This window comes from Enterovirga sp., from assembly GCF_035325185.1.
GTDB lineage: Bacteria > Pseudomonadota > Alphaproteobacteria > Rhizobiales > Beijerinckiaceae > Enterovirga.
In genome coordinates, this window is sequence record NZ_DAOLAJ010000011.1 from 1 (window position 1) to 21,950 (window position 21,950).

Sequence of the window (21,950 nt, forward strand, 5' to 3'; positions counted from 1 at the left end):
GGAAAGGCACCGCCTTCGGCGGCGCGAGGGGCCGCACCGACGTGCCGAAGATCGTCGACTGGTACATGGAGGGGAAGATCAATATCGACGACCTGATCACCCACACCATGCCGCTCGAGGAGATCAATCGCGGCTTCGACCTCATGCACGAGGGCAAGTCGATCCGCTCGGTGGTGATCTACTGAGAGACCTCCCCACGTCACGGGGATGCCACGATCGTGGCGTTAATGCCCCGCTAACCACTCCCTCACGACCCGTCCGGTTGTGGTAAGAGGAGGGTAAGTTTAACGGTCCTAACGAAGGGTGCGAGCCGGCGCGAAGCCGGCCGGGCCGATGGGGTCTCGAGTGATGAAGCGTCTTCTGGCGGCCGGCGCCGTCGCCCTCGCGCTCGGCGCATGCAACGACGGCTCGCACAGATCCGCCCAGCCGATCCCGACCCAGACCCTCGCCCTCATGACCGCCAAGGGCATGAGCGCCAGGGACCCGATCCTCGTGCGCGTCTACAAGAAGGAATCGGAGCTGGAGGTCTGGAAGAAGGTCAACGGGCATTATGCGCTGCTGAAGAGCTACCCGATCTGCCGCTGGTCGGGCCAGCTCGGCCCGAAGGTGCGCGAGGGGGACCGCCAGTCGCCGGAGGGGTTCTACGACATCACCCCTCGCCAGATGAATCCGAATTCCTCCTATTACCTGTCCTTCGACACGGGCTTTCCGAACGCCTATGACCGCGCCCATGGCCGCACCGGCAAGTACCTGATGGTGCATGGCGACTGCTCGTCCATGGGCTGCTACGCCATGACCGATGCCGGCATTGCGGAAGTCTATGCGATCGCTCGCGAGGCGCTCGCCGGCGGGCAGCGCAGCTTCCAGTTCCAGGCCTATCCCTTCCGCATGACGGCCGAGAACCTCGCCAAGTACCGCGACGATCCGAACATGCCCTTCTGGCGGAACCTCAAGCAGGGCTCCGACCATTTCGAGGTGACGAAGCGCGAGCCGAAGGTCGCGATCTGCGCCGGGCGCTATGCCTTCGACACGGTCGGCGGCGGCTGCGCGGCGGACCCGACCCTCGCCCCGGCCGTGGCGCAGAAGGAAGCCCAGGACAACCACGAGATCGCCGCCCTCGTCTCGCAGGGTGCGCCCTCGGTGCGGATGCAATATGCCGATGGCAGCGGCAACGACGCCTTCCGTACGGGCGCCCTGGAGCGGCCCGCCAATGTGAGCCGGCCCGACGCCTATGCGGCGGGGGGGCAGGAGGTCGCGATCGCCCCGAAGGCCGGGGCGAAGCCGGCCCGGGCCTCGCTCGCCGCCATGACGACGGCCGGGATCGGCAAGCCCGCCTCGCGCACGCCTTCGCGCACCGTCGTCGCCAGCGCCGATCATGACGAGCCGCTCGCCTACAAGCCGGCGAAGCCCGGCAAGGGCGCCGCAGCCAGGCACGACGGCAAGTCCAAGCCGGCCGAATAGCCGGCGGGGGCGAACTGTGGCGGAATTGCGACAGCGCCCGCCGCACTGCAACAGTCGCCCCCCGTTTGCTCAAAGGGGCAGCAGATGCCTGCAATTTCGCATCGCACAAATCGGAAGCCTCCCGCACGCTGACTCCCATCGATCAGGCCGAAACGGCCGAATGGGGGTTCGAGATGAAGCGGGGCTTCGTGAAATCCATCGTCGCGGGCGGAGCGCTTGCGCTGAGCGGCGTCGCCCAGGCGGCCGATGTGCCGGCGGCGCCCAAGGCTCCCGAGAGCTGCAAGGCGGAGCTGAGTTCCCCGACCTGGGGCAGCACGATCAAGGCGAATCCCGAGCCCTATTGCTTCCCGGTGCCTGCGATCGGCGACATCTATGTCGGCGCCGCGCTGTCGGCCTATGGCTATAGCGGGACGAATCCCTTCCCCTATTCGTCGGGCCCGGCTTCGAGCGACCGGCGCGAGCGCTTCGACTATTCGAACCTGCTCGCCTGGGCCCAGAAGGCGGACGGCCCGTTCCAGTTCTTCGTCATGGCCGGCGGCTATGCCCTGCCCACGCTCGGCACCACGAATCTCAGCGCGACCGAGCAGATGGACCGCCTCTTCGGGCCCGTCCCGATCGCCTGGGGCAAGCTCGTCCTCAGCGACGAATGGTCGATCCAGGCCGGCCGCCTGCCGACCCTCATCGGAACGGAGCCGGCCTTCACCTTCCAGAACCAGAACATCCAGCGCGGCCTGCTCTTCGCGCAGGAGAACGTGATCAACCAGGGCGTCCAGGTCAACTATTCCAACGGCCCGGGGTCTCTCTCGGTGGCGGGCACGGACGGCTTCTATTCCGGCCGCATCAGCTGGTTCACCGGCTCGCTCAGCTACAAGATCGACGATTCGAACACCGTCGGCGTGAACGGCGGCTTCAATGCCGGCCGCACCAGCATGTTCAACCAGACCGCCCGCTACATGTTCGCGACGCCTCTGAACCAGCAGAACAGCGGCATCATCAGCGCCAACTACACCTATTCGTCCGGCCCGCTCACCATCACGCCCTATGTGCAGTACACCAATGTCGACCGCGACGTGAAGATCGGCATCATGGGCAGCGCCTCGACCTTCGGCGCGGCACTGCTGGCCAGCTACGCCTTCACGGACAATATCTCGCTGGCCGGGCGCATCGAATATACGGAGCAGTCGGGCCGGCGCGATTCCCTCGCGCCGAATCTCCTCGGCTTCGGCCCGGGCAGCTCGGCCTTCTCCTTCACGGTCACGCCGACCTACACCTACCAGCGCTTCTTCGTCCGGGGCGAATATTCGATCGTCTCGCTCGCCGGGATCACGCGGGGCGACCTCAACCAGGGCACGGTCGGCACGGGCTTCGGCCGCTCCGGCAACAAGACCGACCAGCAGCGCTTCCTGATCGAGACCGGCTTCGTCTTCTGACCGGCGGGAGGGCGCCGGGCGCCCTCCCCTCGCGGGGGGCGCCCCCCCCGCTCAGCGTCCCGTCCGCACCTTCGTCCAGAGCCGCGTCACGAGCTTCTGAGTGCGCTCGTCATAGGCGGTGTTGGTGAAGAGGCGTTCCATCGCCTCGGGCGGGGGATAGATGTTCGTGTCCTTCAGGATGTCGGCGCGCACGAACTCCTTCGCATCCTTGTTGCCGCTGGCGAAGGCGACGAGATTCGTGTTCGCCGCCGCCACCTCCGGGCGCATCATGAAGTCGATGAAGGCATGGGCCTCGTCCGGGTGGTCCGCCTCGGCCGGGACGGCGAAGCTGTCGAACCACATCTGCGCCCCCTCGCGCGGCATGTGATAGGCGATCTCGACGCCGTTCCCCGCCTCCTGCGCCCGCCTCTTCGCCTGGAGGATGTCGCCCGAATAGCCGATGGCGAGGCAGATATCGCCGTTGGCGAGGGCGGTGATGTATTCCGAGGAATGGAATTTCTGCACGTTGGAGCGGATCGCGACCAGCGCATCCGCCGCCGCCCGCAGATCGGCCTCCGCGCGCGAATCGGGGTCCCGTCCGAGCGCCTTCAGGACGCCGGGAAAGATGTCCTCGGGCGAATCCAGCACCTGGATGCCGCAATCCTTGAGCTTGCGGGCGTTCTCGGGCTTGAGCAGCACGTCCCAGCTGTCGAGCGGCACGTCGCCCAGCCGCTCGCGGACCTTGGCGACGTTCACGCCGATTCCCGTCGTCCCCCACATATAGTCGACCGCGTGAAGATTGCCGGGATCATAGGCCGCAAGGCGCGAGGCGATCTGCGGCCAGGCATGTTTCAGGTTCGGGATCCTGTCCCGGTCGAGCTTGCGGAACACGCCCGCCTTGATCAGGCGTTGCAGGAACGGCCCAGACGGAACCACGACGTCATAGCCCGACCTGCCGGCGAGCAGCTTCGTCTCGACAATCTCGTTGGTGTCGTAGGTGTCGTAGACGACACGGATGCCCGTCTCGTGCGTGAACGCCTCCAGCATCCGCGGCTCGATATAGTCGCTCCAGTTATAGACGTGGACGACCTTCTCCGCGGCGCGGACGGAAGGTGCCGACAGGAGGAGGACCGGCAGGGCGAGGGCGATCAGGCTTTTGGCCGCGGCCGAGGCGCGGCGGAGAATGGGCATCGTAATCACGTCTCCCGGGTGGCGAGGACCGGCAGACTCGGCCATCCCGGTGCGGCGCACAAGCCCGCGTCCCGCTTCCTCGGAGGGGATGCCGCACGCATTTTCCGGCCGCACCCTCTCCTTCCGGGAGGAAAATGATCTATGGGACGATCTTCCGCCGCCTCTTCCGGCCCAAACCGAGCGCAGTCCATGACCGTCCGCCTGCATCGCGGCGACCTTCCGGCCGATTTCGAGCCCGGCTCCTCCATCGCGATCGACACCGAGACGCTCGGCCTGAACCCGCATCGCGACCGGCTCTGCGTCGTGCAGCTCTCCCGCGGGGACGGCAGCGCGGATGTCGTGCAGATCGGCCCCTCCCCCGACGCGCCCAACCTGAAGCGCGTCCTCGCCGATCCGGGCGTCACCAAGATCTTCCACTTCGCGCGCTTCGACCTCGCGGTGCTCTTCCTGCGCCTCGGCGTGATGCCGGCGCCCGTTTATTGCACCAAGATCGCCTCGAAGCTGGTGCGGACCTATACCGACAGGCACGGCCTCAAGGACCTCTCGCGCGAGCTTCTCGGCATCGACATGTCGAAGGCCCAGCAATCCTCCGACTGGGCGGCGGAGACGCTGAGCCAGGCCCAGCTCGACTATGCGGCCTCCGACGTCCTGCACCTGCACGCGCTCAAGCGCCGCCTCGACGCCATGCTGGAACGGGAGGGGCGAATCGACCTCGCCCGGGCCTGTTTCGACTTCCTGCCCACCCGCGCGCGCCTCGACCTCGCCGGCTGGGGGGAAACGGACATCTTCTCGCATAGCTGACAGGCGGGAACCGGACGCCCGGAACTTGCATTCCTGGAGCGCGGGTGCGGCATGGCCGCCGCACTTGTCGCAAAATGCGACAAAGACCAGATCAAAACTGCGTCACCCCGTGGCTGGCGCATTGGCGCGCAGCCATAACTTCGCCATTGGGCGCGGGCAATTCGTCGGCGCCCCGGAACAAGGATCGGTCCCACGGTGAGCAGCAGCATGGCGCTCGCGCCCGAAATCCCGACCGGGCTCGTCGCGCCGCGCCGTTCCCGCACCTTCGCAGCCGCCCGCCGCCATTCGCGTCTCGTGCGGCTGCTGCGGGTGGCCATTCCGGTCGGCTCCGTGCTCGCCGTCGCGATCCTGGTCGCCTGGAGCATGTTCAATCCGCTCTCGCGCATTCCCGGCCTCTCGGTCGGGCCGATCACCATGTCGGGCTCCAAGGTCGCGATGGAGAGGCCGCGCCTCACCGGCTTCCGCAAGGACAACCGGCCCTACGAGGTCACCGCCACGGTCGCCTACCAGGATATCCGCAAGCCGAACGTCATCGAGTTGAAGGACATGAAGGCCAAGCTCGCGATGGACGATTCGGGTACCCTCGCCTATCTCGTCTCGCGCACCGGCATCCTCGATACCTCCAGCGAGCATCTCGACCTGCGCGACGACATCCGCGTCACGACCGACAGGGGCGAGGAGGTCCGGCTCAAGAGCGCGTCGATCGAGTTCAAGTCGGGCAAGGGGTTTTCGCGCGAGCCCGTGCGGGTCACGACGCCGACCCTGGTCCTCGACGCCAATGCGATGGAAGTGGCCGAGAACGGCCAGCGGATCACCTTCACGGGCGGGGTGAGGACGGTCCTGACGCGGGACGACGCCACGCGGACGGGCTCGGTCAAATCGGGGGCGGCGCCCGCGAGGGTCAACCAGGCGCAGGCCGGGAGCGGGCAATGAGCATCTTCGATCGCACGGCGCCGCTCGGGCGCGCGCTTCTCGGCCTCGCTTTCGCGAGCCTGCTTGCCGGGGCAGCCGGCGCGGCCTCCGCCCAGGGCGGGAAAGCCGGAAGCGGCAATGGCGGGGCCGGCGGGGCGAGCGCGCTCGGCAATCTCGGCTCCTCGCGCGAGCCCATCTCGATCGATGCGGACCGGCTCGACGTCTACGACAAGGAAGGCCGCGCGGTCTTCACCGGCAATGTCGTGGCCGTGCAGGGCGAGACCAACATGCGCTGCTCGGAGATGAACGTCTTCTACGAATCGAAGCGCGACAAGAAGGGCGAGCCGGCCCCGGCCGGGGGAAGCTCCGGCAGCCCGGGCGGCCTCGCCCAGGACAGCGCCATCAAGAAGATCCTGTGCAAGGGCCCGGTCGTCATCAAGACCAAGACCCAGACCGCCACGGGCGACCGCGCCGAATTCGACCGGGTGATCAACAAGGTCTTCCTGATCGGCAACGCGACGCTCAGCGACGGACCCAACGTCACGCGCGGCGAGCGGGTCGCCTACGACCTCAACACGCAGATCGCCAATATCGAGGGCGGCCGGGTGCGGGCGCTGATCGTGCCGGGCTCGGACGACAAGGGGAAGGGCAAGGAGAAGCCCAAAGGCCGCTGAAGCCGGGCCGCGTCCCGGCGAGAGCGCCTCCCGCCCCCTGTCCCCTCCTTCCCTATCGCCGTTGCGGAAACCGGGGCTGCTGCCCAAGGGCCCCGCCATCTTTCGGACCCGCCTCCCTTGAAGCTGTTCTCCAGGAGCACCGATCGCGCCCGCGGCGCGGCGCCGGGCGCCCTCTCCCCGCCCGGAGAGGCCGAGGGCGCCCGCGCGGGCGGGACGAAGCCCGGCGGATTCGGCGGGCCCGGCATCCTCGCCGTCTGGGGCCTCGAGAAGAGCTATCGCGGGCGCAAGGTCGTCAACGAAGCCTCGCTCGGCCTGCGCCGCGGCGAGGCGGTGGGACTCCTCGGGCCGAACGGCGCCGGCAAGACGACCATCTTCTACATGATCACCGGCCTCGTCGCCGCCGATCGCGGGCTGATCAGCCTCGACGGCAACGACATCACGCGCCTGCCCATGTACCGGCGCGCGCGCCTCGGCATCGGCTACCTGCCGCAGGAGGCGTCGATCTTCCGCGGCCTCAGCGTCGAGGACAACATCATGGCCGTGCTCGAAGTGGTCGAGCCGAACAGGAAGGAGCGCGCCCGCAAGCTCGAGCAATTGCTCGAGGAATTCGACATCGCGCGGCTGCGCAAGGCCCCCTCCATCGCGCTCTCGGGCGGCGAGCGGCGGCGCTGCGAGATCGCGCGCGCGCTGGCGGGCGAGCCTTCCTTCATGCTGCTCGACGAGCCCTTCGCGGGCATCGATCCGATCGCGGTCGGCGACATCCAGGATCTCGTGCATCACCTGAAGGCGCGCGGCATCGGCGTGCTGATCACCGACCACAACGTCCGCGAGACCCTGGCCCTCACGGACCGGGCCTATATCATCCATTCCGGGCGCGTCCTCACCGAGGGCCTGCCGGACGAGATCATCGCCAACGAGGAAGTCCGCCGGCTCTATCTCGGCGAGGATTTTCGCATGTGAGCGGCCGTTCGGGCCGGCCTGCCCGTTCTCTCCCGAGCGTCGTGGCCGGGACGAGCCCGGCCACGACGAGGCGGGAAGACGGGCGATCGCTCTATTTCAGCGGGCAGCCGCTCTCGGCCAGGGTCGCGAAGGCCTGCTCGCCCTTGATGGTGGCGAGCTGCTTGTAATAATCCCAGGGCTGCTTCGACTCGGCCGGCGTCTTGACCTGGAACAGGTACATGTCGTGCACCATGCGGCCGTTCGGGAGCACCTTCCCGCCCTTGGCGAAGAAGTCGTCGACCGGCAGCTCGTGCAGCTTGCGGGCGACCGCGTCCGACTCGTCGGTGCCGGCGGCCTGGACGGCCTTCAGATATTGCAGCACCGAGGAATAGGTGCCCGCCTGGACCATGTTCGGCATGCGCCCGGTCTTCTCGAAGAAGCGCTTCCCGAAGGCGCGGGTCTGGTCGTCCATGTCCCAGTAGAAGCCTTCCGTCAGCACGATGCCCTGGGCGGCCTGGAGGCCGAGCCCGTGCACCTCGGCCAGCGTGAGGAGCAGCGCGGCGAGGCGCTGGCCGCCCTGCACGATGCCGAACTCGGAGGCTGCCTTGATCGCGTTGGTGGTGTCGCCGCCGGCATTGGCGAGGCCGATGATCTTGGCCTTCGACGCCTGGGCCTGGAGCAGGAAGGAGGAGAAGTCGTTGGTGGCGAGCGGATGGCGGACGGCGCCGAGCACCTTGCCGCCCTTGGAGGTGACGTATTTCGTCACGTCCGCCTCGAGCGCATGGCCGAAGGCGTAGTCGGCGGTCAGGAAGAACCAGGTGTCGCCGCCCGTCTCCACGAGCGAGCCGCCAGTGCCGACCGCGAGGGCGCGGGTGTCGTAGGCCCAGTGGAAGCCATAGGGCGTGCAGGCCTTGCCCGTCAGGTCGGAGCTCGCCGCGCCCGAGGTGAGGGTGATCTTCTTCTTCTCGAGCGAGAGCTGCTGCACGGCGAGGGCGACCGAGGAGGCCGTCAGCTCGACGATGGTGTCCACGCCGTCATTGTCGTACCAGCCGCGGGCGATGGTCGAGGCGACGTCGGGCTTGTTCTGGTGGTCCGCCGAGACGACCTCGATCGGCTTGCCGAGCACCGTGCCGCCAAAATCGGCCACCGCCATGCGGGCCGCCTCGACGGAGCCCTTGCCGCCGAAATCGGCATAGACGCCGGACTGGTCGTTCAGGACGCCGATCTTGACCACGTTGCCTGAAACCTGGGCGCTGGCCAGCGCCGGCGCCAGCGCGAGAGCCGCGCCGGCCGCAAGGCCGAGAAGTCGTGACATGAGCGTTTCCCCGAATTGATGAGCCTTCCTGGAAAAGCCGGGTGGCCTGGGGGTGTCAAGCAGGCCGGCCTCGTCCTTTCGGCCCGGCCCGGACGGCGCGGCCGGCAGGCGTGGCCGCGAGGGGCAGGGTTGCGCCCGCCGCCGATTGAGCCGCGTCCTCGCACCCCGTAAGCGGGGGCATGGCGACGCCCCCGGGGTTCCTGGGCGCCCTGACGGGCCGGCCCTATCTTCTGCTCTGGCTGACGACGATCGGCTGGGCCGGCAATGCCGTGGCCGGGCGGCTCGCGGTGGGGCACATCTCGCCCATGATGATCGTCACCTTGCGCTGGCTCGTCGTGGTGCTGCTGCTCGGCGCCCTGGCCGGCCGGGCGCTGCGGGCGGAATGGCGCTCCATCTCCTCCCACTGGCCCTATGTCTTCTGCATGGGAGCCCTGGGCTACACCGTCTTCAACGCGATCTTCTACTGGTCCGCCCATTATACGAGCGCGGTGAACATGGGCGTCATCCAGGGCGTCACGCCGGCCCTCGTCATGGGCATGGCCTATCTGGCCTATCGGAGCCGCATCACGGGCCTCCAGGCCGTGGGGCTCGTCGTGACCGTCGCGGGCGTCGCCGTCGTCGCGAGCCGGGGCTCGTGGGAGGTCCTGCGCAGCTTCGCCTTCAATATCGGCGATGTCGGCATCGTCGTCGCCTCGGCGCTCTATGCCGGCTACACGGTCGGGCTGCGCCGGCGGCCGCCGATGTCCCCCGTCGCCTTCTTCGCCGCGATGGCCCTCGCGGCGCTGGCGACGTCGCTGCCCCTCCTCGCCGTCGAGATCGCGCGGGGGGCGGCGCAGCCGCCGGACCTCTCGGGCTGGGCGCTGATCCTCTATATCGGCATCGTGCCTTCCCTCCTGTGCCAGATGGCCTATATGCGGGCCGTGCAGCTGATCGGCCCCAACCGGGCCGGCCTGTTCATGAACCTCATTCCGGTGGTCGCGGCCTGTCTCGGGGTCGTTTTGCTCGGGGAGCATTTCGGCCTCTATCATGCGGTGGGGCTGGCTTTGGTCCTCGGCGGCATCTGGCTCGCCGAGCGGAAGCCCGGCCTGGCTTGAGGAGGGGTTCCGTGACCGATGCACCGCAATTCGCGAGGGCGATTCCGATCCTGCGCATGTTCGACGTCGCGAAGGCGCGCGAATTCTATCTCGACTGGCTCGGCTTCTCGGTCGTCTTCGAGCACCGCCACGAGCCCGCCCTGCCGCTGTTCATGGCGATCGAGCGGGCCGGCCTTCGGCTCTACGTCTCCGAGCATCACGGCGACGGCTCGCCGGGCGCCCACGTCATGGTCGAGACGAAGGGCCTCGACGCCCTTCATGCCGAGCTTCTGGCCAAGCGGTACGGCTATGGCCGGCCCGGCATCGTGACCCAGCCCTGGGGGATGCGGGACCTGACGGTCCACGACCCCTTCGGCAACCGGATCACCTTCAGCGAGCCGGCGGCCTCGTGAGCGGCGAACCGCACCATCCGCCGATGGCCCTTTGACCCGGATCAAGCGCCGCCGCCGCCATCCGCCCTAGACTCGCGCCGGTTCGATGGATGGCGGCGAGGAGCTGATGGGCCGGTTCTGGGGAATGTCCGCGGCGGCGGCGATGATGGGCTTCGCGTTCTGGGCGTCCGAGGCGTCGGCGCTCGAGCCGCGCGCCCAGCGCGGCTTCGATTTCGTGCGGACGAATTGCGCGCGCTGCCACGCCATCGGCCGCACGGGGAAGAGCCCGCTCGCCGAGGCTCCGCCTTTCCGAATCCTGCATCAGCGCTATCCGGTCGAGGACCTCGCCGAAAGCCTCGCCGAGGGAATCAGGACCGGCCATCCGAGCATGCCGGAATTCCGTCTCGATCCCGGCCAGGCGAGCGATCTGATCGCCTATCTCAAGACGCTGGAATAGCAGCGGCTGGATTCCAGGGAAGCGTGCGGCGGAGGGGTGGCATGCGCCGCCGCGCTTGACCCGGCCGCGCCGGACCCGCACAGGCGCGGCGAGACTTCGCCGTGTCCGCCGCCTCTTCCTCCACCTTGACCCTGTCCGGCCTCGCCCTCGGGGCCCGGCTCGCCATGCCGAGCCTGCCGGGGCTCGTCGCCTTCGCGCTCGCCTTCGGCGCCGGCTCCGTCCAGAAGGGCCAGACCTTCTGGGAAAGCTTCGCCTCGAGCGTGTTCGTCGCGGCCGGGACCGCGCAGCTCCTCTCGCTCGAATTGTGGCGCGACGCCTGGTCCCTCGGCGCGCTCCTCACCATCGTCGCGGTCACCGCGACCGTGAATGCCCGCTTCATCCTGATGGGCGCCTCGCTCCAGCCCTGGATGAGCCCGCAGCCGGTGCCCCTCCAGGCCGCGAGCCTCTTCATCCTGTTCGACGCGAACTGGCTGATCGCGGAGAAATACCGGGCGGAAGGCGGCAGGGATTTCGGCGTCTTCGTCGGCGCGGGCCTCGTCTCCTGGCTGGTCTGGATCTGCGCGACGGTGCCCGGATATCTCGCCGGGCGGCTGATCTCGGATCCGAAGGCTTTCGGCCTCGATCTCGTCCTGCCCTGCTTTCTCGCCTCCCTCGCCGTGATGCTCTGGCGCGGGCCGCGCCGCTCGGGCCTTCCCTGGGCCGTGGCGGCGGGGGTCGCCGCCCTGACCCAGGCGCTCGTGCCGGGATATGTCTTCATCGTCGCCGGCTCCCTCGCCGGCGCGATCACGGGAGCGCTGATTCATGACCGCTCCTGACGATATCCTCGCAGGGCCGGCCGGCCCCGCCGTCGTGATCGCCGCCATGGCGCTCGCGACCTATCTCTGCCGAGTCGGCGGGGTCCTGATCATGAGCCGCGTGCGGCTGACGCCGGTGATCGAGCGCGCGCTCGCCGCCCTGCCGGGCTCGATCGTCGCGGCGACCGTCGTGCCGCTCGCCGTGAAGGCGGGCCCGGCGGCCATGGCGAGCGTGGCGGCAGCGGTCCTCGTGACGCGCCTCGCGCATAGCGAGTTCGCCGCCCTCGCCGCCGGGCTCGCGCTCGCAATCGCGCTGCGCGCGGCCGGGATTCCGTAGCGGCCCTATCCGCTCCTGAACCTCTCCCGGATGCGCTCCGTCAGGGCGTCGCGCGTCGCGCGATAGGCGTCGAGCACCTGCTCGCGCGAGCCCTGGACGAGGGTGGGATCCGGCGTCGGCCAATATTCGACCTCCGCCGCGAGGGTGCGGATCAGGTCGAGGGCCTTGTGATGCGCCTCCGGCGAGAGCGTCACGATGAGGTCGAAATTCAGCCCTTCCCATTCCTCCAGCTCGGCGACCGTCCGCGGCCTGTGCCGGGAGGCGTCGATGCCGATCTCGTCGAGGGCGGCGATCAGGAACCCGTCCTTGCCGCCCGCCCGGATGCCGGCCGACTGGACGTAGATGGACTTGCCGAAATAATGCCGCGCCAGCGTCTCGGCCATGGGCGAGCGCACCTGGTTCATGGCGCACATGAACAGGACCGACTGGATGCGTTTGCGCTCGGCGCGGCCGGGCACGCGACCCTAGCCCCGCCAGTGAAGGGCGAAGATGAGGGTGAACAGGCGGCGGGCCGTGTCGAAATCCACCTGCACCTTGCCCTCCAGCCGCTGCTGCAACAGCTCCGACGCTTCGTTGTGGAGCCCGCGCCGTCCCATGTCGATAGCCTCGATCTGGGCCGGGGAGGCGGTGCGGATGGCGCCGTAATAGGTCTCGCAGACGGCCTTGTAGTCCCGGATGACGCGCCGGAAGGGCGTCAGCGAGAGATAATGGGTCATGATCGGCTCGCCGGCCTCCCGCCTGATCTCGAAGGCGAGCCTGCTCTCCGCAATGGCGAGGTGGAGGTGATAGGGCCCCTCGGGCCCTCCCGGAATGCAGAAGTCGTTCTTCTCGACGATGTCGTAGATCGCGATCGCCCGCTCGTGCTCCTGGTCGGGATGGCCGCGCCCGACCAGGCCCTCGTCGAGGGTGACGGCCGCGAGCCGCCTGCTGCCGTTCTGTCCGCTCACCCTGCGATCCTCATCTCGATCGAGCGCGCATGGCCTTCCAGTCCCTCGGCCCGCCCCAGCGTGATCGCCGCCGGCCCGATCGCCGCGAGCGCCGCCGGGTCGCAGCGCAGGACCGAGATGCGCTTCATGAAATCGAGCACGCCGAGGCTCGACGAGAAGCGCGCCGAGCGCGCCGTCGGCAGGACGTGGTTCGAGCCGGCGACGTAGTCTCCGACCGCCTCGGGCGTATGCGAGCCGAGGAAGATGGCGCCCGCATTGCGGACCCGGTCCGCGAGCGCCTCCGCATCCTCCGCCTCGATTTCCAGATGCTCGGGCGCGACGCGGTCGACCAGCGGCAGGGCGTCGGCGAGGCGCGGCACGAGGATGACCGCGCCGTGGTCGCGCCAGCTCGCGGCGGCGACCTCGCGGCGGGGCAAGGTGGCGAGCTGGCGCTCCACGGCCGCTTCGACCTCCCGCGCCAGGGCGGAGGAATCGGTGACGAGAATGGCCTGAGCCGCCTCGTCGTGCTCGGCCTGGGCCAGGAGGTCGGCCGCGACCCAGTCCGGCCGCGCGCTCGCATCGGCGAGGACGAGGACCTCGGAGGGGCCGGCGATCATGTCGATCCCGACCTGCCCGAAGACGCGCCGCTTGGCCGCGGCCACATAGGCGTTGCCGGGGCCCACGATCTTGACCACGGGCCGGATCGTTTCCGTGCCGTAGGCGAGGGCCGCGACCGCCTGGGCGCCGCCGACGCGGTAGATCTCGTCGATTCCGGCGAGTTCCGCGGCGGCGAGGACGAGCGGACTCAGCTCGCCGCCCGGCGTCGGCACCACCATCACGATCCGCCCGACGCCCGCGACCTTGGCCGGCACCGCGTTCATGAGAACGGAAGAGGGATAGGCCGCCTTGCCGCCGGGAACATAGAGCCCGACCGAATCGAGCGCATTCCAGCGCCAGCCGAGCCGCACGCCCGCGGCGTCGGTCGCGAGGTGATCCTGCGGGATCTGGGCCCGGTGATAGGCTTCGATGCGATCGCGCGCCAGGACGAGGGCCGCGCGCTGCCCGGCATCCACCGCGCTCGTCGCCCGCGCGATCTCCTCGGGCCCGATGCGCAGCCCGGCCGCCTCGACCTCGTGGCCGTCGAATTTCGAGGTGAAGGCGGCGAGGGCGGCGTCGCCGTCCCGACGGACCGCCGCGATGATCTCGCCGACCGCCCGGTCGACATCCACGCTCGCCTCGCGCTTCGAGGCGAGCAAGCTTGCGAAACCCTGCTCGAAGCCGGGATCGCCGGCATCGAGCCGGATCGCCATCAGTCGTTCCCCAGATCGTGGGCCGGTCGCGATTTCGCCGCCCAGGCCGGGCCGAGATCCTGCAACCGCGCCTCCAGGCATTCCAGTTCAAGTTCTATCTCGGGCCCGCCCGCGAAGACGAGCCTCGCGGTACCCGAGGGCGCCGTCGTGTCCTCGAACCGGATGGCGAGGAGAGAGAGGGCGGTGTCGGTCCGGCCGAGATCGAGGCCGCGCGTGCGCGCCCTCAGCACGCGGTCGAAGAGCAGGCCGGACAGGCAGCGGCGCGGATCGTTCTCACAGCACGCCCAGTCGAAGCGCCGCGCCACGAGCACGAAGCGGTTGCGCTCGGGCATATAGGCGAGATCGCAGACGCGCACGACCGCGTCCTGGAGATGCGCGGAGACGACCGCCAGATCCTCCCCATCGAAGGCGACGAGGCGCAACGGCCCGGCCGCGGGACGCGGGGACGCGGCTCCGGTTTCAGAGGTTCTGGTTTCAGACATGGCGCGATCGCCCATCATGACTTTCGGCAGATAGCGATGGCCCGGCGAGCCCGCAACCGGTGCGAGCCCGAAAGGCGCGGGCGTCCCCGACACTTCGCGTGAAGCCGGGTGTGGACGCGTGCGCGCCATCCTGGCATTCCTGGGGCCAGCATTCGCCTGCGAAGCTATTTCAGGAGGTCTTCGGATGAGGCAAATCTTTCTGGCGGCGGCGCTGCTGCTCGCCGGCTCGGCCCTGATGCCGGCCGCGGCGCAATATTACCAATACGGCCCCCCTTCGGGCTACGGGCCTCCTCCGGGCTACGGCCACCCTCCGGGCTACGGGCCGCCGCCCCGCTACGGCAATCCCTACGGGCCGCCGCCGCGTCCCCGCTACCGCCCGAGCACGGTCTGCGTGACCGCCCGCGGGCCCTGCCCGATCGGCGGCGTGGTTCCGCGCGGCACTCCCTGCGGCTGCGTCGTGCCGGGCTTCGGCTACAAGCGAGGCAATGCGGGCTGAGGCCCGCCGAGACAGGACCGGCCGGGGAAGGTCTCCGCCGGTCCTCATTCCTGGCTTCGGATCAATCCAGGCGCAGGCTCCGCAGCCGCCCCGCCGCTTCGGCCAGGCGGTGCTCGTCGACATTGGCGAAGGCGAGCCGGATGTAGTCCTCCTGCCCCGGCCCGAAGGCGCTGCCCGGCAGCGTGAGGACGCCGCGCCGCTCCGCCATCGCCTGGCAGACCCGCGCGGATGGCGTCCCCGCGAAGGGATGGCGCAGATAGGCGAAATAGGCCCCGACCGCATCGATCCGCCAGCCCGAAAGCCCCGAGAAAGCCTGGATGCAGGCTTTCGCCCGCCGATCCATCAGGGTGCGATTCTCCACCCTCCAGAAGCCGAGATGGCCGATTCCCCAGGCGAGCCCGGCCTGGGCGACGCGCGGGGCGCAGATCTGCACGCAATCGAGGATCTTGGCGAATTGCGGCGCCGCTTCCTCGGCCAGAACCACCGCCCCGACGCGGTAGCCGGGCATGCAATAGCTCTTCGAGAAGCTCGCGAGTCCCATCACGTGGCCGCGCCAGTCGCCCGCGAAGAGATCGTGCGGCCGGCCCATCCCTTTCGGCAGGAAGTCGCGATAGGTCTCGTCGAGGACGAGGGTGATACCGCGCCGCCGGCACAGATCGGCGAAGGCGGCGATGGTGGCCGGGGGATAGACGGCGCCGGTCGGGTTGTTGGGCGAGATCAGGAAGATCGCGCGCACGCGGTCGGTGAGGAGCCGCTCGGCCTCGGCGGCATCGGGCACGAAGCCCGCCTCCGCCCGGCAGGGCAGCGGCACCGCCTCGACGCCGAGCAGGCCGCAATTCATGGCATAGTTGAAATACCACGGGACGGGCAGCATCACCGCCTCGCCCGCCCGCGCCAGCAGCATCGTCAGCGCGAAAGCCGCGAGATTGGCGCCTGCGGTGACCGCCACCTCACAGGGCCGGATGTCGCCGCCATGGCAGTTCAGCTCGGCCGCATAGGCCTGGCGCAAGGCGAGGTCGCCCACGATCTCGCCGTAGCCGAAGCTCGACGGGTCGCCCGCGGCCTCGCGCAGGCGCGCGACGAGATCGGGATGGGGCCGGTAGCCCGGCACCGCCTGGGTCAGGTCGATGGCGGGCCCCAGCCGGCCGTCATATCGGGCGGCCCAGGCCCGGGCCTCCGGGATGGGAGGCGAGGCGACCGCGGCGACGTCGGGGTTCAGGCGCGACATCGCTTCGGTTCCCATCGCCGCCCCCTCCCGCGCCATCATCCGCTCTCCGCATCAATCCTTGGCGCGCTCGACATAGGAGCCGTCGGCGGTCATGACCACGATGCGCGTGCCGGTCGCGACATGGGGCGGCACCATGGTCCGCACGCCGTTCGCGAGCATGGCCGGCTTGTAGGAGGAGGACGCGGTCTGTCCCTTCACGGTCGGCTCGGTATCGACGATCTCGAGGGTGACGCGGGCGGGCAGCTCCAGCGCGATCGGGTTGCCCTCGTGGACGGAGAGCATGCAGGCCATGCCTTCCTGGAGATAGGGGGCGCCCTCGCCGACCACGTCCTGCGGCACGACGAGCTGGTCGTAGGTCTCGGGGTTCATGAAGTGGAACCCCTCCGCATCCTGGTAGAGGAAGGTGTGTTCGCGATCCTCGACATAGGCGCGCTCGACCTGCTCGGTCGTGCGGTAGCGCTCCGAGACCTTCACCCCGTCCGAGATGCGGCGCATGTCGAGCTGGGTGACGGGCGTTCCCTTGCCCGGATGGATGTTCTCGGCCGTCACGATCACATAGAGCTTGCCGTCGACGTCGACGACGTTGCCCTTGCGGAGGCTGGAGGCGATGACCTTCACGGAAACTGTCCTTGGCTATGGATGCGGCGGCGGAAATAGTGCGCCCGACCTAGCCGATCTCGCGCGGGACCGCCAGTGAGCCCTCCCCTTTCGGCCGACGCTTCGCAGCCTCGGCGGCGTGCCCCCCCTTTCGGTCGGCGCTTCGCGCCGCTCGATTTCCCCCACAAGGGGGGAAAGGGGACGGGGCGTCTCCCGCGCACCCCCCCATGACCCCCTCCCCCTGGTGGCGCGCCGATATCCACGCGGACCGGCGCCCCCGCCTCCTCCTGCGCAACCGCATCGTCGCGGCGATCCGCGCCTGGCTCGTCGCGCGCGATTTCGTCGAGATCGACCCGGCGGCCCTGCAAATCTCGCCGGGAAACGAGACCCATCTCCACGCCTTCTCGACGGAGGAGATCGGGATCGGCAGCGGGCGGCAGGCGCTCCATCTCCACACCTCCCCGGAATTCGCCCTGAAGAAGCTGCTCGCGGCCGGCGAGAGGCAGCCCTTCTCGCTCGCCCATGTCTATCGCAACCGGGAGCGCGGGCCGCTGCATCATCCCGAATTCACGATGCTCGAATGGTATCGCGCCGGGGAGCCCTACGACGCGGTGATGGAGGACGCGGTCGCCTTCCTGCGTCTCGCCGCGGAACTCGGCCGGCGCCCCGTCGCGACCTTCCGCGGCCGGCGCTGCGACATGACGGCGGAGCCCGAGCGGCTCGCCGTCGCGGATGCGTTCCGCGATCTCGCCTGCATCGACCTTCCGGCCACTCTCTCCGAGACCGGCGCACCGGTCGCAGCGGCAATGAGGGCCGCCTGCGCTGCCGCCGGCATCCGCTGCGCCGAGGACGACACCTGGTCGGACATGTTCAGCCGCGTCCTCGTCGAGAGGATCGAGCCGCGCCTCGGCGAGGGCCGGCCGACCCTGCTCGACCGCTACCCCATCCCCGAGGCCGCCCTCGCGCGGCCAACCCCGGACGATCCGAGGCTCGCCGAGCGCTTCGAGCTTTACGTCTGCGGCGTCGAGCTGGCGAACGGCTTCGGGGAGCTGACCGATCCGGCCGAGCAGCGCCGCCGCTTCGAGGCCGACATGGACGAGAAGGCCCGCCTCTACGGCGAAAGCTATCCCCTCGACGAGGATTTCATCGCCGCGCTCGCCGCGATGCCGGACGCCTCGGGCGTCGCGCTCGGCCTCGACCGACTCGTCATGCTGGCCGCCGGGGCCGAGAGGATCGCAGACGTGATCTGGACGCCGGTCGCCTGAGCCCGCGCCCCGCTTGCAACCTCGGCTCCTTGAACCCACAAGCATCGGCGACATGCCGCAAGTCCTGCCGCTTCTCCCGGAAGACCGCACGCTCCGTAAGCCCGCCGACCTGGCAGGGGCCGGGCTCGTCGCGCCCGAGCGCCTGGAAGCGCTGGCGCGCGTCGCGGAACGCTACGCCGTCGCGATCACGCCGGATGTCGCGGAGCTGATCTCCGCCGCCCCCGAAGGGCCGGTGGCGCGCCAGTTCCTGCCGCACGAAGCGGAGCTGGAGACGCAGCCCGGCGAGCTGGCGGACCCGATCGGCGACGAGGCCCATGCGCCGGTGCCCGGCATCGTGCACCGCTATCCCGACCGGGTGCTGCTCAAGGTCGTCGGCATCTGCGCCGTCTATTGCCGCTTCTGCTTCCGGCGGGAAACGGTCGGGCCCGGCAAGGCCCGGGCCCGACCGCCACAGGCGCTCGACCGCGCCCTCGCCTATATCGCCGACCGTCCCGCAATCTGGGAGGTGATCCTGACCGGCGGGGATCCCCTCGTCCTCTCGCCGCGCCGCCTCGCCGAACTCGGCGCCCGGCTCGCCGGGATCGACCACGTCAAGGTCGTGCGCATCCATTCGCGCCTGCCGGTCGTCGAACCGGGGCGAATCACCCCGGCGCTGGTCCGGGCCCTCGACATTCCGGGCAAGGCGACCTGGCTCGCCGTCCATGCGAACCATGCCGACGAGCTGACGCCGCCGGTCCGCGACGCCCTCGCCCGCCTCGCTTGCGCGGGCATCCCGCTCGTGTCCCAATCGGTGCTGCTGCGCGGCGTCAACGACGATCCAGACACGCTCGCCGCCCTCTTCCGGGCCCTCGTCGAATGCCGGGTGAAGCCCTATTACCTGCACCATGGCGACCTCGCCCCCGGCACCTCCCATTTCCGCACGGAGATCGCCGAGGGACAGGCCCTCATGCGGAGCCTGCGCGGTGCCGTTTCCGGGCTCTGCCAGCCAGCCTATATGCTCGACATCCCGGGCGGCCACGGCAAGGTGCCGATCGGGCCGGGCTATCTCACGCGAAACGGCGAGAGCACGATGATCGAGGACCCGCGCGGCGGATTCCACCCCTATCCGCCCGCCCCGGCAGGGGATGCCGCGTGAGCCCCCGCCATCCCCTCGCCCGCGCCTGGGCCTGGATCGCGGGCGTGCCGATGCTGCTCGTCGTGCGCGGCCTCTTCGCCTTCGCCCGCGCGCTCGGGCCGGAGCGATCGAGCGATGTCGGGGCCTTCCTGACGCGCAGCTTCGGCCGCTTCGTGAGGCAGAACCGGATCGCGCTGGAGAACGTCCGCGCCGCCTTCCCGGAGAAGCCGGAAGCCGAAATCCGGGCGATCGTGCGCACGGCCTGGAGCAATCTCGGCCGCACGGCCGGCGAATATCCGCATCTCGGCACGATCTTCGACTTCGACCCGCAGGCCACGACGCCCGGCCGGATCGAGATCTCCGCCGAATCCATCCAGCGCTTCGTCGACCTCCTGGAGGACGGCAAGGGCGCGCTGCTGTTCTCCGCCCATCTCGGCAATTGGGAATTGCCCGCGGTCTGCGCCGCCCGTTTCGGCCTCGACACCACCGCGATCTTCCGCCCGCCGAACGATCCGGCCACCGCCCGCCTCGTCGCCGAGATCCGCTCGGGCACGATGGGCGGCCTCGCCGCCTCGACCGGCGCGGGGGCCGCCTATGCGGTCGCCGCGGTGCTGGAGCGCGGCGGCCATCTCGGCCAGCTCATCGACCAGCATTTCTCGCGCGGCGTCGTGGTCGATTTCATGGGCCGGCCGGCGCTGACGAACCCGCTCATGGCCAAGCTCGCCCGCCATTACGAGGTGCCGGTGCACGGGGCGCGGGTGATCCGCCTGCACGGCCATCGCTTCCGCCTCGAGATCACCCCCGCCCTCGACCTGCCGCGCGACGCGGAGGGGCTGATCGACGTCAAGGGCGCGACCCAGACCATGACGAGCGTCGTCGAGGACTGGGTGCGCGAATATCCCGAGCAATGGCTCTGGATGCACCGGCGCTGGCGCCCGGCAGCGGAGGAAGCCGCCGCCCGGGAGGCGGCCAGGAAGGCGAAGGAGAGCGGCGTGCCATGAACTCCCCCTTCTCGTCCTGGCAAGCCTGGGCGCTGCTCTCGGCGAGCTTCGCGGCCCTGACCGCGATCTTCGCGAAGCTCGGGGTCGAGAACGTCAATTCGGATTTCGCGACCTTCATCCGCACCTGCGTCATCCTGCTCGCCCTCGGCGCCATCCTGACCGCCACCGGCCAATGGCAGCCCTTCGGGACCGTGTCGGGGAAAACCTATCTCTTCCTCGTGCTGTCCGGCCTCGCCACGGGCGCATCCTGGATCTGCTATTTCAGGGCGCTGAAGCTCGGCGACGCCGCCCGCGTCGCACCAATCGACAAGCTCAGCGTCGTGCTGGTGGCGATCTTCGGGGTCGCGTTTCTCGGCGAGAAGCTGTCCACGCCGAACTGGCTCGGCGTGCTCCTCATCGCCGCGGGAACGCTGCTGGTCGCCTATCGAGGTTAAATCACCACGACCCGGTTGGGCAGCTCGTCCTTCGCCTCCGCTTCCGGCGGGAGGTGGCGGGCGAGGATCGCCCCGATCTCGTCCACCGCCGCGACCAGGGCATCGGCATGCCGCCCCTCGCCGAGGCCGCGGATGAGCGTCTCGATGACGCCCTTCCATTCCTCCTCGGCGACCTCGCGCCCGATGGCGACGTCCCCGAGCACCTCCGCATAATGCTCGCAGAGGGCGACGTAGAGGAGGACGCCCGTGCGTCCGCGCGTATCGGCGAGGCCGCGGCCGAAGAACTCGCGCGCCGCCGCCGAGCGCGCCCGCAGCCGCCTGAGCGCAAGAGGCGCCGCGCGATGCCCGAGGAAGGAAGCGAGCGCCATGACCAAAGCCGCCACCGTCACCTGGATCGTGAAGATGCGCGGCGCCGACAGGTCCGTCGCCAGGATCAGCGGCCAGGGAACGGCGAGCGCCGCGAGGAGGCCGTAGAGGAAGGGCTCGGACTTGTAGCTCCCGGCCCGGCGCGCGACCACCACGACGATCTCGCCGGCCGTGCCCTGCTCGGCGCGCCGCACCGCCTCCTCGATCCGCTCGCGATCGGCCGCGCTCAGCATCTCACCAGCTCCCCGAGGCGCCGCCGCCGCCGGACGATCCCCCGCCCCCCGAGAAGCCGCCTCCGCCCCCGCCGAAGCCGCCTCCCCAGCCCGAGCCCGAGGAGGGGCCGGGCAGCACAACCCAGCCGCCGCGGCTGCGGCGATAGGCGCGCGAGATCCCGCGCCGCTCCTGCATGAAGGCGCGGGCGACGATGAACAGGATGAACAGCACCCAGAAGACGGTGATCCAATCCGCGGCCGAGAAGGCGTCGGAGCGCGGCTCCCGGCCCTTGCGCTGCCATTCCTCGGCATCCCCGGCCAGGATGGAGAGCACCGCATCGACCCCGGCATTGATGCCGCCGGCGAAATCTCCCGTCTTGAAGCGCGGGGCGATCGCCGTGCGGATGATGGTCCCGGTCAGGGCATCCGTCAGCGCGCCCTCGAGCCCGTAGCCGACCTCGATGCGCACCCTCTTCTCGGACGGGGCGACCAGCAGCAGGACGCCGTTGTTCTTCTCCTTGGTGCCGAGCTTCCAGGCGCGGAAGAGGCGGTTGGCGTAATCCTCGATCGGATAGCCTTCGAGGGAGCGGATCGTCGCGACCACCACCTGGTCGGAGGTCTTCTCCTCGTATGCCTTGAGCTTCTGCTCAATGGTCAGCTTGTCCTCGGGCCGCAGGATGCCGGCCTGGTCGACGACGCGCCCCGAGAGCGCGGGAAAGGTCTGGGCAAGAGCCGGCGCGGCGAAAGCGAGCAGCACCAGCACG

General features: G+C 69.6%; 26 protein-coding genes and 1 pseudogene. 17 read left to right on the plus strand and 10 right to left on the minus strand.

Going from position 1 to position 21,950, the window contains the following annotated elements; genetic code table 11:
• The 3 genes and pseudogenes from PKD06_RS03785 to PKD06_RS03795 all read left to right on the plus strand — a co-directional run.
• Window positions 1-185: pseudogene (locus PKD06_RS03785) on the plus strand (S-(hydroxymethyl)glutathione dehydrogenase); the annotation flags it as partial.
• 163 nt (window positions 186-348) lie between these two features.
• Entirely contained in the window at window positions 349-1,461 is a 1,113-nt protein-coding gene (locus PKD06_RS03790; protein WP_324377753.1) for a L,D-transpeptidase family protein, read from the plus strand.
• 173 nt (window positions 1,462-1,634) lie between these two features.
• Window positions 1,635-2,891 carry an outer membrane beta-barrel protein gene (locus PKD06_RS03795; protein WP_324377754.1) on the plus strand — a complete coding sequence of 419 codons (1,257 nt, stop codon included), beginning with the start codon at window positions 1,635-1,637 and terminating at the stop codon, window positions 2,889-2,891.
• Window positions 2,892-2,942: 51 nt separating this feature from the next.
• Here PKD06_RS03795 and PKD06_RS03800 read toward each other — a convergent pair whose 3' ends face one another.
• Window positions 2,943-4,061 (minus strand): polyamine ABC transporter substrate-binding protein, encoded by a 1,119-nt coding sequence (locus PKD06_RS03800; protein ID WP_324377756.1) that lies wholly within the window; start codon window positions 4,059-4,061, stop codon window positions 2,943-2,945.
• A 189-nt stretch (window positions 4,062-4,250) separates the two neighbouring features.
• Between PKD06_RS03800 and PKD06_RS03805 the strand changes: the two genes are divergently transcribed.
• From PKD06_RS03805 to lptB, 4 genes are all read left to right on the plus strand, one after another.
• Window positions 4,251-4,862, plus strand: coding sequence for a ribonuclease D (locus PKD06_RS03805; RefSeq protein ID WP_324377758.1), 612 nt, complete (start codon window positions 4,251-4,253; stop codon window positions 4,860-4,862).
• A 195-nt stretch (window positions 4,863-5,057) separates the two neighbouring features.
• On the plus strand, window positions 5,058-5,795 hold the full coding sequence (gene lptC / locus PKD06_RS03810; protein WP_324377760.1) for an LPS export ABC transporter periplasmic protein LptC: 738 nt from the start codon (window positions 5,058-5,060) through the stop codon (window positions 5,793-5,795).
• The gene (locus PKD06_RS03815; protein WP_324377763.1) at window positions 5,792-6,448 is read left to right on the plus strand and encodes an LptA/OstA family protein; all 657 of its coding nucleotides are present in this window, start codon (window positions 5,792-5,794) and stop codon (window positions 6,446-6,448) included. The genes lptC and PKD06_RS03815 overlap by 4 nt, the downstream gene beginning before the upstream one ends.
• Window positions 6,449-6,565: 117 nt before the next feature.
• Complete coding sequence (gene lptB, locus PKD06_RS03820; protein WP_324377765.1) at window positions 6,566-7,408, plus strand: LPS export ABC transporter ATP-binding protein; 843 nt, start codon at window positions 6,566-6,568, stop codon at window positions 7,406-7,408.
• A gap of 91 nt (window positions 7,409-7,499) precedes the next feature.
• Here lptB and PKD06_RS03825 read toward each other — a convergent pair whose 3' ends face one another.
• Complete coding sequence (locus PKD06_RS03825; RefSeq protein WP_324377770.1) at window positions 7,500-8,702, minus strand: ABC transporter substrate-binding protein; 1,203 nt, start codon at window positions 8,700-8,702, stop codon at window positions 7,500-7,502.
• A gap of 179 nt (window positions 8,703-8,881) precedes the next feature.
• On the opposite strand from PKD06_RS03825, the gene PKD06_RS03830 reads away from it, so the two are divergent.
• The 5 genes from PKD06_RS03830 to PKD06_RS03850 all read left to right on the plus strand — a co-directional run bounded on the left by PKD06_RS03830 (window position 8,882) and on the right by PKD06_RS03850 (window position 11,755).
• Window positions 8,882-9,796, plus strand: a complete 915-nt coding sequence (locus PKD06_RS03830; protein ID WP_324377773.1) for a DMT family transporter — start codon at window positions 8,882-8,884, stop codon at window positions 9,794-9,796.
• Between the two features lie 11 nt (window positions 9,797-9,807).
• On the plus strand, window positions 9,808-10,188 hold the full coding sequence (locus PKD06_RS03835) for a glyoxalase superfamily protein (RefSeq protein ID WP_324377775.1): 381 nt from the start codon (window positions 9,808-9,810) through the stop codon (window positions 10,186-10,188).
• Window positions 10,189-10,330: 142 nt separating this feature from the next.
• Window positions 10,331-10,624: a cytochrome c gene (locus tag PKD06_RS03840; protein WP_324377841.1), complete on the plus strand. Its 294-nt coding sequence runs from the start codon at window positions 10,331-10,333 to the stop codon at window positions 10,622-10,624.
• Window positions 10,625-10,725: 101 nt separating this feature from the next.
• A complete protein-coding gene (locus PKD06_RS03845; RefSeq protein ID WP_324377777.1) occupies window positions 10,726-11,439 on the plus strand; it encodes an AzlC family ABC transporter permease in 714 nt (237 codons plus the stop codon).
• Window positions 11,426-11,755 (plus strand): AzlD domain-containing protein, encoded by a 330-nt coding sequence (locus PKD06_RS03850; RefSeq protein ID WP_324377779.1) that lies wholly within the window; start codon window positions 11,426-11,428, stop codon window positions 11,753-11,755. Before PKD06_RS03845 ends, PKD06_RS03850 begins: the two co-directional genes overlap by 14 nt.
• Before the next feature lie 5 nt (window positions 11,756-11,760).
• Here PKD06_RS03850 and PKD06_RS03855 read toward each other — a convergent pair whose 3' ends face one another.
• The 4 genes from PKD06_RS03855 to PKD06_RS03870 are packed head-to-tail and all read right to left on the minus strand — an operon-like array spanning window position 11,761 to window position 14,473.
• Window positions 11,761-12,168, minus strand: a complete 408-nt coding sequence (locus PKD06_RS03855) for a low molecular weight phosphatase family protein (protein WP_324377843.1) — start codon at window positions 12,166-12,168, stop codon at window positions 11,761-11,763.
• A gap of 51 nt (window positions 12,169-12,219) precedes the next feature.
• A complete protein-coding gene (locus tag PKD06_RS03860) occupies window positions 12,220-12,702 on the minus strand; it encodes a UPF0262 family protein (protein WP_324377782.1) in 483 nt (160 codons plus the stop codon).
• Complete coding sequence (gene hisD, locus PKD06_RS03865) at window positions 12,699-13,991, minus strand: histidinol dehydrogenase (protein WP_324377784.1); 1,293 nt, start codon at window positions 13,989-13,991, stop codon at window positions 12,699-12,701. The genes PKD06_RS03860 and hisD overlap by 4 nt, the downstream gene beginning before the upstream one ends.
• Window positions 13,991-14,473, minus strand: coding sequence for a DUF2948 family protein (locus PKD06_RS03870; RefSeq protein ID WP_324377785.1), 483 nt, complete (start codon window positions 14,471-14,473; stop codon window positions 13,991-13,993). Before PKD06_RS03870 ends, hisD begins: the two co-directional genes overlap by 1 nt.
• Window positions 14,474-14,657: 184 nt before the next feature.
• Here PKD06_RS03870 and PKD06_RS03875 point away from each other — a divergent pair, with 184 nt between their 5' ends.
• Window positions 14,658-14,969 carry a hypothetical protein gene (locus PKD06_RS03875; protein ID WP_324377787.1) on the plus strand — a complete coding sequence of 104 codons (312 nt, stop codon included), beginning with the start codon at window positions 14,658-14,660 and terminating at the stop codon, window positions 14,967-14,969.
• A gap of 61 nt (window positions 14,970-15,030) precedes the next feature.
• Here the strand turns inward: PKD06_RS03875 and PKD06_RS03880 are convergent, their stop codons facing one another.
• Together PKD06_RS03880 and efp are read right to left on the minus strand one after the other, a co-directional pair.
• Window positions 15,031-16,212 (minus strand): aminotransferase, encoded by a 1,182-nt coding sequence (locus PKD06_RS03880; protein WP_324377788.1) that lies wholly within the window; start codon window positions 16,210-16,212, stop codon window positions 15,031-15,033.
• 36 nt (window positions 16,213-16,248) lie between these two features.
• Window positions 16,249-16,815: an elongation factor P gene (gene efp / locus PKD06_RS03885; RefSeq protein WP_324377789.1), complete on the minus strand. Its 567-nt coding sequence runs from the start codon at window positions 16,813-16,815 to the stop codon at window positions 16,249-16,251.
• Between the two features lie 206 nt (window positions 16,816-17,021).
• Between efp and epmA the strand changes: the two genes are divergently transcribed.
• From epmA to PKD06_RS03905, 4 genes are read left to right on the plus strand one after another with little or no spacing between them, the layout of a single operon-like run.
• The gene (gene epmA, locus PKD06_RS03890; RefSeq protein WP_324377790.1) at window positions 17,022-18,059 is read left to right on the plus strand and encodes an EF-P lysine aminoacylase EpmA; all 1,038 of its coding nucleotides are present in this window, start codon (window positions 17,022-17,024) and stop codon (window positions 18,057-18,059) included.
• A gap of 52 nt (window positions 18,060-18,111) precedes the next feature.
• Window positions 18,112-19,194, plus strand: coding sequence for a lysine-2,3-aminomutase-like protein (locus PKD06_RS03895; protein ID WP_324377791.1), 1,083 nt, complete (start codon window positions 18,112-18,114; stop codon window positions 19,192-19,194).
• On the plus strand, window positions 19,191-20,174 hold the full coding sequence (locus PKD06_RS03900) for a lipid A biosynthesis lauroyl acyltransferase (protein ID WP_324377792.1): 984 nt from the start codon (window positions 19,191-19,193) through the stop codon (window positions 20,172-20,174). The genes PKD06_RS03895 and PKD06_RS03900 overlap by 4 nt, the downstream gene beginning before the upstream one ends.
• Entirely contained in the window at window positions 20,171-20,608 is a 438-nt protein-coding gene (locus tag PKD06_RS03905; protein WP_324377793.1) for an EamA family transporter, read from the plus strand. Before PKD06_RS03900 ends, PKD06_RS03905 begins: the two co-directional genes overlap by 4 nt.
• Here the strand turns inward: PKD06_RS03905 and PKD06_RS03910 are convergent.
• Both PKD06_RS03910 and PKD06_RS03915 read right to left on the minus strand, forming a co-directional pair.
• A complete protein-coding gene (locus PKD06_RS03910) occupies window positions 20,605-21,207 on the minus strand; it encodes a hypothetical protein (protein WP_324377794.1) in 603 nt (200 codons plus the stop codon). The genes PKD06_RS03905 and PKD06_RS03910 overlap by 4 nt on opposite strands.
• A 1-nt stretch (window position 21,208) precedes the next feature.
• A complete protein-coding gene (locus PKD06_RS03915; protein WP_324377795.1) occupies window positions 21,209-21,949 on the minus strand; it encodes a YgcG family protein in 741 nt (246 codons plus the stop codon).
• Window position 21,950: the final 1 nt, after the last annotated feature.

Coding starts and splice junctions, on each gene's coding strand:
- PKD06_RS03870 (WP_324377785.1), bottom strand. CDS start 14,473: ATGTCTGAAACCAGAACCTCTGAAACCGGAGCCGCGTCCCCGCGTCCC.
- PKD06_RS03790 (WP_324377753.1), top strand. CDS start 349: ATGAAGCGTCTTCTGGCGGCCGGCGCCGTCGCCCTCGCGCTCGGCGCA.
- PKD06_RS03905 (WP_324377793.1), top strand. CDS start 20,171: ATGAACTCCCCCTTCTCGTCCTGGCAAGCCTGGGCGCTGCTCTCGGCG.
- PKD06_RS03815 (WP_324377763.1), top strand. CDS start 5,792: ATGAGCATCTTCGATCGCACGGCGCCGCTCGGGCGCGCGCTTCTCGGC.
- PKD06_RS03795 (WP_324377754.1), top strand. CDS start 1,635: ATGAAGCGGGGCTTCGTGAAATCCATCGTCGCGGGCGGAGCGCTTGCG.
- PKD06_RS03875 (WP_324377787.1), top strand. CDS start 14,658: ATGAGGCAAATCTTTCTGGCGGCGGCGCTGCTGCTCGCCGGCTCGGCC.
- PKD06_RS03910 (WP_324377794.1), bottom strand. CDS start 21,207: ATGCTGAGCGCGGCCGATCGCGAGCGGATCGAGGAGGCGGTGCGGCGC.
- hisD (WP_324377784.1), bottom strand. CDS start 13,991: ATGGCGATCCGGCTCGATGCCGGCGATCCCGGCTTCGAGCAGGGTTTC.
- epmA (WP_324377790.1), top strand. CDS start 17,022: ATGACCCCCTCCCCCTGGTGGCGCGCCGATATCCACGCGGACCGGCGC.
- PKD06_RS03850 (WP_324377779.1), top strand. CDS start 11,426: ATGACCGCTCCTGACGATATCCTCGCAGGGCCGGCCGGCCCCGCCGTC.
- PKD06_RS03805 (WP_324377758.1), top strand. CDS start 4,251: ATGACCGTCCGCCTGCATCGCGGCGACCTTCCGGCCGATTTCGAGCCC.
- PKD06_RS03830 (WP_324377773.1), top strand. CDS start 8,882: ATGGCGACGCCCCCGGGGTTCCTGGGCGCCCTGACGGGCCGGCCCTAT.
- PKD06_RS03880 (WP_324377788.1), bottom strand. CDS start 16,212: ATGGGAACCGAAGCGATGTCGCGCCTGAACCCCGACGTCGCCGCGGTC.
- PKD06_RS03855 (WP_324377843.1), bottom strand. CDS start 12,168: ATGTGCGCCATGAACCAGGTGCGCTCGCCCATGGCCGAGACGCTGGCG.
- PKD06_RS03895 (WP_324377791.1), top strand. CDS start 18,112: ATGCCGCAAGTCCTGCCGCTTCTCCCGGAAGACCGCACGCTCCGTAAG.
- PKD06_RS03800 (WP_324377756.1), bottom strand. CDS start 4,061: ATGCCCATTCTCCGCCGCGCCTCGGCCGCGGCCAAAAGCCTGATCGCC.
- PKD06_RS03840 (WP_324377841.1), top strand. CDS start 10,331: ATGATGGGCTTCGCGTTCTGGGCGTCCGAGGCGTCGGCGCTCGAGCCG.
- PKD06_RS03825 (WP_324377770.1), bottom strand. CDS start 8,702: ATGTCACGACTTCTCGGCCTTGCGGCCGGCGCGGCTCTCGCGCTGGCG.